This window comes from Devosia sp., from assembly GCF_034675085.1.
In the GTDB taxonomy this organism is placed as follows: Bacteria; Pseudomonadota; Alphaproteobacteria; order Rhizobiales; family Devosiaceae; genus Devosia.
The window spans coordinates 1-9,701 of record NZ_JAUCDN010000115.1 but is presented as its reverse complement, the minus strand read 5'-3'; the positions used below and the strand labels follow the sequence as shown (position 1 = coordinate 9,701).

8 protein-coding genes and 1 pseudogene are annotated in these 9,701 nt (G+C 65.1%); 6 read left to right on the top strand and 3 right to left on the bottom strand.

The genetic code is table 11. The features are described from left to right. Positions 1–44 precede the first annotated feature (44 nt). Both VDP82_RS09085 and gatB read left to right on the top strand, forming a co-directional pair. Entirely contained in the window at positions 45–356 is a 312-nt protein-coding gene (locus tag VDP82_RS09085) for a chorismate mutase (RefSeq protein WP_323014530.1), read from the top strand. A gap of 215 nt (positions 357–571) precedes the next feature. Continuing rightward, positions 572–2,071 carry an Asp-tRNA(Asn)/Glu-tRNA(Gln) amidotransferase subunit GatB gene (gene gatB / locus VDP82_RS09080; protein WP_323014529.1) on the top strand — a complete coding sequence of 500 codons (1,500 nt, stop codon included), beginning with the start codon at positions 572–574 and terminating at the stop codon, positions 2,069–2,071. Positions 2,072–2,121: 50 nt separating this feature from the next. Here the strand turns inward: gatB and VDP82_RS09075 are convergent, their stop codons facing one another. From VDP82_RS09075 to purM, 3 genes are all read right to left on the bottom strand, one after another. After that, positions 2,122–3,009 carry a DMT family transporter gene (locus tag VDP82_RS09075; protein ID WP_323014528.1) on the bottom strand — a complete coding sequence of 296 codons (888 nt, stop codon included), beginning with the start codon at positions 3,007–3,009 and terminating at the stop codon, positions 2,122–2,124. A 278-nt stretch (positions 3,010–3,287) separates the two neighbouring features. After that, positions 3,288–3,878 carry a phosphoribosylglycinamide formyltransferase gene (purN, locus tag VDP82_RS09070; protein WP_323014527.1) on the bottom strand — a complete coding sequence of 197 codons (591 nt, stop codon included), beginning with the start codon at positions 3,876–3,878 and terminating at the stop codon, positions 3,288–3,290. Next, positions 3,875–4,951, bottom strand: a complete 1,077-nt coding sequence (gene purM / locus VDP82_RS09065; RefSeq protein WP_323014526.1) for a phosphoribosylformylglycinamidine cyclo-ligase — start codon at positions 4,949–4,951, stop codon at positions 3,875–3,877. Before purM ends, purN begins: the two co-directional genes overlap by 4 nt. A 151-nt stretch (positions 4,952–5,102) precedes the next feature. Between purM and VDP82_RS09060 the strand changes: the two genes are divergently transcribed. The 4 genes and pseudogenes from VDP82_RS09060 to VDP82_RS09045 form a co-directional block, all read left to right on the top strand. Next, on the top strand, positions 5,103–6,176 hold the full coding sequence (locus tag VDP82_RS09060; protein WP_323014525.1) for an AI-2E family transporter: 1,074 nt from the start codon (positions 5,103–5,105) through the stop codon (positions 6,174–6,176). Continuing rightward, a complete protein-coding gene (locus tag VDP82_RS09055) occupies positions 6,154–6,906 on the top strand; it encodes a hypothetical protein (protein WP_323014524.1) in 753 nt (250 codons plus the stop codon). The genes VDP82_RS09060 and VDP82_RS09055 overlap by 23 nt, the downstream gene beginning before the upstream one ends. Beyond that, entirely contained in the window at positions 6,899–9,070 is a 2,172-nt protein-coding gene (locus VDP82_RS09050; protein WP_416347094.1) for an RNA degradosome polyphosphate kinase, read from the top strand. The genes VDP82_RS09055 and VDP82_RS09050 overlap by 8 nt, the downstream gene beginning before the upstream one ends. Next, positions 9,067–9,701 (top strand): annotated as a pseudogene (locus VDP82_RS09045) (exopolyphosphatase); the annotation flags it as partial. The gene VDP82_RS09050 and the pseudogene VDP82_RS09045, both read left to right, overlap by 4 nt.

Below are 9,701 nucleotides of genomic sequence, written 5' to 3'. Positions count from 1 at the left end.
GTCCGGTGCAAACCAGCAACAATAAAAGCCATTGAGGAACGATAGTGACCGCGACCAAGCTGCCCCAGGACTGCCAGAGCAAGGATGATGTCCGCGTCGAGATCGACCGCATCGACCAGGCGCTGCTGAACCTTTTCGCCGAACGGCACGCCTATGTGACGCGCATGGCCGAGATCAAGACCGATCCGCATGAGGCGCGCGACCCGGTGCGCATCGAGGCGGTGATCGCCAAGGTGCGCGAGCGCAGCCTGGCGCTGGAGCTGGACGAGGACCAGGCCGAGCTGGTGTGGCGCACGCTGATCGACTGGAACATCAATTACGAAAAGGGCATCATCGCCGCCCGCCGGCGGGGGTGAGGGGCGCATTATCCGCACCCTGCCGCCCCGGCCCGGTGCCGGGACCCATCGGGGCAGCGTACCGCCTGCCTCATCTCGGGATGGATCCCGGCTCAGGGCCGGGATGACACCGGGGGCGGGGAGAGCTTGCGCGGCAAGCCACTCTCCTTGTTGCAAGGCGGGGGCAACATCAGTAAGCACTTACCTAGTTCCGGCTTGCCTTTCAGGACGCTCAATTGACTCTCATCGATACCCGCACGCCCCATCCCAAGCGCCTCATCGCCGGCTCCACCGGCGACTGGGAAGTCATCATCGGCATGGAAGTGCATGCGCAGGTGACCAGCGAGAGCAAGCTGTTCTCGGGGTCGTCCACCGCCTTCGGCAATCCGCCCAATGCCAATGTGAGCTTCGTGGACGCGGCCATGCCGGGCATGCTGCCGGTGATCAACGAGGAATGCGTGCGCCAGGCGGTGCGGACCGGGCTGGGGCTCAAGGCGCAGATCAACAAGCGCTCGGTGTTCGATCGCAAGAATTATTTCTATCCCGACCTGCCGCAGGGCTATCAGATCAGCCAGTTCAAGGACCCCATCGTGGGCGAGGGCAAGGTTCTGCTGGAGGTCGATGGCGAAAGCATCGAAATCGGCATCGAGCGGCTGCATCTGGAGCAGGACGCGGGCAAGTCCATCCATGACCAGCACCCCAATATGAGCTTTGTCGACCTCAACCGCTCGGGCGTGGCGCTGATGGAAATCGTCAGCAAGCCCGATCTGCGCTCGGCCGAGGAAGCCAAGGAATATCTGAGCAAGCTGCGCACCATTTTGCGCTATCTGGGCACCTGCGACGGCAATATGGAGCAGGGCTCGATGCGCGCCGACGTCAACGTGTCGGTGCGCCGGCCCGGCGGGGAATTCGGCACGCGCTGCGAAATCAAGAACGTCAATTCCATCCGCTTTGCCGGGCAGGCCATCGACTACGAGGCGCGCCGTCAGATCGACATCCTGGAAGACGGCGGCAGCATCGATCAGGAAACGCGCCTGTTCGACCCCAAGCTGGGCGAAACCCGCTCCATGCGCTCCAAGGAAGAAGCGCATGACTATCGCTATTTCCCCGATCCCGACCTGTTGCCGCTGGAATTCGACGACGCCTTCGTCGCAGCGCTGGCCGAAAACCTGCCCGAGCTGCCCGACGAGAAGGCGGCGCGCTTCATTGCCGACTATGGCGTCACCTCCTACGACGCCATGGTGCTGACGCTGGACCGGGAAACCGCCGATTATTACGAAAGCTGCGTCGGTTTCGAGGAGAAAAAGCGTGACGGCAAGGGGGTGGCCAACCTGCTCAATGGCGATGTGGCCGCCTTTGCCAACAGCCAGGGGCTGGCGGTGTGGGAGACCCATCTCCAGCCGCGCCAGATCGCCAGCATCGTGGACCTGATGGCGGCGGGGACGATCTCGTCCAAGGGCGGCAAGGACCTGTTGCAGATCATCATCGGCGAGGAGCCCGAGGGCGAGCCGGCCGAGATCGTCGAGCGGCGCGGGCTCAAGCAGGTGACCGATCTGGGCGCGATCGAGAAAATCGTCGACGAGATCATCGCCGCCAATCCCGACCAGGTGGAGAAGGTCAAGGCCAAGCCGACCATGATCGGCTGGTTCGTCGGCCAGGCCATGAAGGCCTCGGGCGGCAAGGCCAATCCGCAGGCGCTCAACGAGCTGATGAAGCAAAAGCTCGGGATCGAATAGGGTCCGAAAGATCGAGTGAAAGAGCCGCCGGAGCGATCCGGCGGCTTTTTTCATGCGCGGCCAAGAGTGAGGCGGCGAATGCGGCCATCAATGAACAACAGGCCGAAAAAGATCACGCCCATGCCCAAAAGCTGAATCGGCAGAATGGTTTCGCCCAGAATGGTGACACCCAGAATCAAGGCCGATATGGGCGCGATGAAGGTGGTGGTGGCGAAATTGGTGGCGCCGACCCGCGGCAGGATGCGGTACATGATCTGGAAGGTGAAGGCGGTGGACAGAAGGCCGATGGCCAGCATGGCGCCCCAGGTTTCCGCCCGCGCGATATGGGGCACGCCCTCGAAGAGCAAAGCGAACGGGATGGAGACGATGGCCGCGCCGCTGAGGGCGATGGCGGCCAGGGCGGTGGCCTCCACATGCTTGAAGCTGCGGGTGATGTTGAGCGAGACCGCGTAGCAGAGGGTGGCGCCGAGGCAGGCCAGCACGGCCCAGAGCTGGGAGTCGCCGCCCGACGACAGGGCGGGCGAGACCAAAAGGGCGGCCCCGGCAAAGCCGATGGCGACGCCGGTGAACTTGGTGGGTGTGGCCTTTTCGCCGCCAATCCAGAAATGGGAAATGACGGCGGTGACCATGGGGGTCAGTGCATTGATGATGGCGGCGACGCCGCTGGCCACATGCGCCTGCGCCATTGGAAACAGGGCGAAGGGCATGGCATAGGCGATGATGCCCAGCCCGCCCAGTTGCAGCCAGAGCAGGGGATCGCGCGGGACGGGCTTGCGCAGGGCGGCCAGCACCAGCCAGCACCCCAGCGCGCCGATGCCCACGCGCGAGGAAGTGACCCAGAGCGGGCCGATCTCGCGGATGAGAATGGCGTTGAAGATGAACGAGCACCCCCAGATGGCGCCCAGCAGAACGATCCAGACCCAGTCGCGCAGCGCCATGCGATTCTCCTTGTGCAGCGCCGGACGCTACGCCCGGCCGGAACAAAGGTCGAACCGATTTTGACGATGGGGGCGATCAATTCGGGTGATGGGGAAGCGCGCTACAACCACCAGGCTCCCTTCTCCCCTTGCGGGAGAAGGTGGCGCGAAGCGCCGGATGAGGGGCTGCGGTTTAGCCACCTACTCCGAGTTTGCGGAGAGAACCCCTCACCCTGACCTTCCGCTGAACGCGTCAGGTCTGTCCCTCTCCCGCAAGGAGAGAGGGAAGGATCCGGTGGTCAGGGCGTAAATCGCGCTTGGCCCGTTGCGAGCAGGCGCAGGGCCTGGGGGTAGATGCGATGCTCCTCGACCAGCACACGGGCGGCGAGGGTTTCGGCTGTGTCGCCGGCAAGGACGGGAACGCGGGCCTGGAGGATGGCGGGGCCTTCGTCCAGGCCCGGCGTCACGAAATGCACGGTGCAGCCATGCTCGCCCGCGCCGTCGGCCAAAGCGCGGGCATGAGTGTCCAGACCCCGATAGAGCGGCAGGAGCGAGGGGTGGATATTGACGAGCCGGCCGGCCCAGCGGTTGACGAAATCGGCGCCCAGAATGCGCATGAAGCCGGCCAGGCAGACGAAATCCACCTCCCAGCTTTCCAGCACCTGGGTCATGGTGTCCTCGAACATGTCGCGGCTGGGAAATTTGCTCTGGGCCAGTGAGGCGGTGGCGATGCCGCGCTCGGCGGCATAGGCCAGCCCCGGCGCGGCGGCGCGGTTGGAGAGCACCCCGACGATCTCGGCGGGATAATCGGGCGCGGCGGCAGCTTCGACCAGCGCGGCCATGTTGGAGCCACGGCCGGAAATGAGAATGCCGACGCGGGCGCGGCTCATAGGGCGAGCCTGCCCTCGAAGGTGACGGCTTCTTCGCCGCGGGGGCGCAGATGGCCGACCAGGGCGGCGCGCTCGCCGGCGGCCTCAAGATGGGTGGTGAGCTTTTCGACATCGGCCGGCGCGACGGCAACGAGCATGCCGACGCCGCAATTGAAGGTGCGCAGCATTTCGCGCTCGCTCAGGCCGCCGACCCTGGCCAGCCAGCCGAAAACGGGCGGCACCGAAACGGCGTTGAGATCGACATGGGCTGAAAGGGTGTCGGGCAGGACGCGCGGAATATTGTCGATGAAGCCGCCGCCAGTGATATGGGCGAGCGCCTTGATGCCCAGGCCGGCGCGCAGCGCGGCAAGCAGGGGCTTCACATAGATGCGGGTAGGGGTGAGCAGCGCGTCGGCCAGGCGCTGGCCGGGCGCGAAGGGGGCGTCCATATACCAGTCGATGCCGGAGACGTCGACAATGCGCCGCACCAGCGAATAGCCGTTGGAATGCACACCGGAGGAGGCGATGGCCACCAGCGCGTCGCCCTCGGCAATATCGGGGCGGGGGAGCAGGCTGCCGCGCTCGGCGGCGCCGACGGCAAAGCCGGCCAGGTCGTAATCGCCGCCGTGATACATGCCGGGCATCTCGGCGGTTTCCCCGCCGATCAGGGCGCAGCCGGCCAGCCGGCAGCCCTCGGCAATGCCGGTAACGATGGCGGTGCCCTGGGCGACGTCGAGCTTGCCGGTGGCGAAATAATCGAGGAAGAACAGCGGCTCGGCGCCCTGCACGATGATGTCGTTGACGCACATGGCCACCAGGTCCTGCCCGATGGTGTCGTGGCGGCCGGTTTCGATGGCGATCCTGAGCTTGGTGCCCACCCCGTCATTGGCCGCGACCAATACCGGATCGGTAAACCCCGCAGCCTTGAGGTCGAACAGGCCGCCAAAGCCGCCGATCTCCCCGTCGGCGCCGGGGCGGCGGGTGGAACGAACGGCCGGCTTGATGGCTTCCACCAGCGCATTGCCGGCATCGATGTCGACGCCCGCATGCTTGTATGAAAGGCCGTTTGATGTCAGGTTTTGCGGATCGGACATTGGCTCTGGACCGTGTGGGGAAAGCGTGCGCAAAGCAGGTGCCGGAAGGCCGAAACGGTTGCCAAGTCCAGAACCGGAAGCTAGACGGCCTGATAGCTTCTCCACCACACCGACGCAAGGGCCGACGGGCGCGATGATATTACGAAATCAAGTGCTGATCTGGATCGGCTTTCTTGTCGTGCTGATCCTGCTGCTCTGGTTGTTCCGGGGAATCCTGTTGCCTTTCGTGGTCGGCGCGGCGCTGGCCTATCTGCTCAACCCGCTGGTCAACCAGTTGCAGAAATGGCGGTTCAACCGCGCCTGGGCGACCACATTGGTGCTGCTGGGCGTCATCGCCGTGGTGCTGAGCCTGTTCTTCACCTTCGTGCCGATGATCGGCCAGCAGGTGGTGGGGCTGCTCCAGCGCGCCCCGGGCATGGTGGCGGATCTGCAGGCTTTGGTGGCGCGCTATTCGCCGGAAATCAACGAATGGCTGGGGCCGGAGCGGGCGGCGCAATTGCAGGCCAGCATCAACGATCTGGCGCGCCAGGCGCTGGGGTTCCTCGCCACGCTGCCGGGCGAACTGGTCAATATCGGGCTGACCGGAGCGGCGGTGATCGGCATCACGGTGCTGACCCCGGTGGTGGCCTTCTACCTGCTGCTCGACTGGGAAGGCATGGTGCGAGGCATAGACGGGCTGTTGCCGCAGGAGCACAAGGCCGAGATCAAGGGCGTGCTCAGCGATATCGACAAGTCCATGGCCGGGGTCATTCGCGGGCAGGGTGGCGTGCTGCTGCTCGACGCGGCCTTCTACGCCACGGCGCTGAGCCTGGTGGGGCTCAATTTCGGACTGGCGGTGGGGCTGATCGGCGGGCTTTTGAGCTTTGTGCCCTTTGTAGGATTCGCGGTGGGCTTCGGACTTTCGGTGGGCATCGCCGTGGTGCAGTTCTGGCCGGACTGGTGGATGGTGGCGCTGGTGTGCGGCATCTTCCTGTTCTGGCAATTCATCGAGGGCAATATCCTCTATCCCAAGCTGGTGGGCTCCTCGATCAATATTAACCCGGTGTGGATGATGTTCGCCCTCTTGGCGCTGGGCGCGCTGTTCGGCTTCGTGGGGCTGATGCTGGCCGTGCCCATGGCCGCCATCGCCTCGGTGCTGGTGCGCTATGGCGTGGCCAAATACAAGGCCAGCAGCCTCTATCTGGGACACAAAGGCGGTTCGGATGACGGCGCCGGCGCGGCCTGAGCCCGATCTTGACCAGCCTGCGGGGCAGTTGACGCTGGAACTGGGCCATGTTCCGGCGCAGGGCGAGGGCGACTTCTGGGTGGGCGAGGGCAACAGGCTGGCGCATGGCCGTATCCTGGCCTTTCCGCACTGGCCCGACCCGATCACCTTGCTCACCGGCCCGGCCAAGGCAGGCAAATCGCATCTGGCGCGGATTTTCGGCGACCGCAGCGGCGCCCATTTCGCGCACGTGGACGAATTGGAGGCGCTGGCCGGGCAGGGCGGGCGGGCGCCGCTGGTGATCGAGGACGCCGACCGGCTGGGCTATGACGAAGCGGGGCTGTTCCACCTGCTCAACCAGTCGATGCGCGAGCAGCGCCCGCTGCTGCTGACGGCGCGCGAAGATGTTGCGAATTGGCCGCTGGCGACCGATGATGTGCGCTCAAGGGTGCGCCGCGCGAGCGCCTTCACGCTGGAGCTGACGGACGACATTCAATTGTCACAGATGTTGGTGAAATTGTTCGGTGATCGACAGGTCAGGGTCGATCCCAGAATCATCTCCTATCTGGTGGCGCGCATGGAGCGTTCGGCCGAGGAAGTGGTCATTCTGGCCGACCTCATGGACCGGCTGGCGCTGGCCAGGGGCACCGCGATCACGCGCAGCGTGGCCGCGCAAGCCCTGGCCCGCCGGCGAAGCGCGCGCGGGGAAGCGGCCCCCGAACAGGACTGGGACAGCGAAGACGATGAATGAAATGAGCGAGTTCAGCGAAACGGAAGCCGCCGGCCCCGATATCGAGGCGCTGCGCAAGAGCCCGGCCCGCTTCGTCAATCGCGAGGTCAGCTGGCTGCAATTCAACATGCGCGTGCTCGAAGAGGCAGGCAATACCAGCCATCCGCTGCTGGAGCGGCTGCGCTTCGTTTCCATCTCGGCCAATAATCTGGACGAATTCTACATGGTGCGCGTCGCCGGCCTCAAGGGGCAGATGCGCGCGGGGCTGACCAAGCTGAGCGAGGACGGGCTGACCCCGGCCGAGCAGATGGAGGAAATCGCCACCCTGGCCCAGCATCTGCAACTGGAGCAGCAGGACCATTGGCAGGGGCTGCGCGAGGAATTGTTCGCCCAGAACGTGGTGATCCACGAGGCGGACAATCTCAGCCCAGAGCAGGTCAATTACCTGCAAAAGCTGTTCCGCGAGGAAATCTTTCCGGTGCTGACCCCGATCGCGGTCGATCCGGCCCATCCCTTCCCGTTCATTCCCAATCTGGGGCTGGCGCTGGCCTTCGAGCTGAGGCGCCCCGACAGCGACCTGCCGCTGACGGCGCTGGTGCGCATTCCCGGCAATCTCGACCGTTTCATCGCGTTGCCTTCGGCGCTGACCTCGGAAGGACGCAGCGAGGTGGTGACCATCGACACGCTGGTCAAGCTGTTCTTCCACAAGATGTTCCCCGGCCACCAGGTGGCCGGCTCGGGCGCCTTCCGCATCATCCGCGACAGCGAAATCGAAATCGACGACGAGGCCGCCGACCTGGTGGTGGAGTTCGAATCGGCGCTGCGCCAGCGCCGGCGCGGGCAGGTGATAAGGCTCGAAATCGAAAGCTCGATGCCGCGCGCGCTCAAGCGGCAGATGGCCGAGCAACTCGGCGTCAAGGAGGGCGACGTCTTCGAGGTGCACGGGTTCCTGGGGCTGGCCGATGCGCGCAAGATCTGCGATCTCGACCGGCCGGACCTGAAATTTTCGCCCTATCACGCGCGCTTTCCCGAGCGTATCCGCGACTATAACGGGGACAGCTTCGCCGCCATCCGCGCCAAGGATATCCTGGTGCACCATCCCTTCGAGAGCTTCGACGTGGTGGCGCAATTCCTCATGCAGGCGGCGCGCGATCCCGATGTGGTGGCCATCAAGCAGACGCTTTACCGCACCTCATCGGACAGCCCCATCATCAAGGCGCTGGTGCTGGCGGCGGAGGCGGGCAAGTCGGTGACGTGCCTGGTTGAACTCAAGGCGCGCTTCGACGAGGAAGCCAATATCCGCTGGGCCCGCGACCTGGAGCGGGCGGGCGCCCAGGTGGTGTTCGGCTTCATCGAGCTCAAGACCCATGCCAAGCTGAGCCAGGTGGTGCGGCGCGAAAAGGGCAAGCTGGTGAGCTATTGCCATATCGGCACGGGCAATTATCACCCCATCACCGCCAAGATTTATACCGATCTGAGCTATTTCACCATCGACCCGGCAATCACGCGGGACGTGGCGCGGGTGTTCAACTTCATCACCGGCTATGCAAGGCCGACGGAGCTGGAGACCATCGCGGTGTCGCCGGTCAATCTGCGCGAAACGCTGATCGACAATATCGCCCGCGAAATCGACTTCGCCCGCAAGGGGGAGCCGGCGAGCATCCTGTTCAAGATGAACTCGCTGGTCGATCCGCAGGTGATCGACGCGCTTTACGACGCCAGCCAGGCGGGGGTGAAGGTCGATCTCATCGTGCGCGGCATCTGCTGCCTGCGGCCGGGAATTCCCGGATTTTCGGACAATATTCGGGTCAAGTCGGTGGTGGGACGGTTCCTCGAACACAGCCGCATCTATTGCTTTGGCAATGGCGAGCCGATGCCGGGGCAGCGCGCCCGGGTCTATATCTCCTCCGCCGACCTGATGGGGCGGAACCTGGACGGGCGCGTCGAGGTGATGGTGCCGATCCTCAACAAGACCGTGCATAAACAAATCCTCGACCGGATTCTGGTTGCGTATCTGCGCGACAATCAGCAGAGCTGGGAAGTGCTGCCGGACGGCAGCTCGCACCGCATCCGCGCGGGCGAGGGCGAAGAGAAATTCAACGCGCATGATTATTTCATGACCAACCCCTCGCTGTCCGGGCGCGGCAGCGCAGGCGGCGTCGATGGCGATGAGGGCCTGGCTTGAATAAATTCTGGGGCGTCGACGCCGATCCCACCGCGCAGGGCCGCATCAAGGGCGCCAAGCCCGTGGCGGTGCTCGATATCGGCTCGAACTCGGTGCGCCTGGTGGTCTATGAGCGCCATGCCCGCGCGCTGACCCCGCTCTACAATGAGAAATCGGCCTGCGCGCTGGGGCGCGGGGTAGGCCAGACCGGGCGGCTGGCCGAGGCCAATGTCGCCCAGGCGCTCAACGCCATCAAGCGTTTCGCGCTGGTGACCAGCCTGATGCGCGTGGGCAAGGTCTATGTGCTGGCCACCTCGGCGGTGCGCGACGCGGCCAATCGCGATGAATTCGTCGCCGGCGTCGAGGCCGTCATGAAGACGCGCGTGCATGTGCTTTCCGGGCAGGAAGAAGCCTATTACGCGGCGCTGGGCGCGGCGGCGGGCGTGCTGGATTTCTCCGGCATCGTGGGCGACCTGGGCGGGGGGAGCCTGGAGCTTTTCCGCGCCAGCACCAGCGACCAGGCGGCGGGGGAATCCTTCGAGACCGGCGTCATTCGCCTGCAGGACGATTGCGGGGGCGCGCCGGCGCAGGCCGGCGCCATCGTGCGCGAGCGGCTGGCCGGATCGAAGCTGATCCAGGCGGTGCCGGGCGG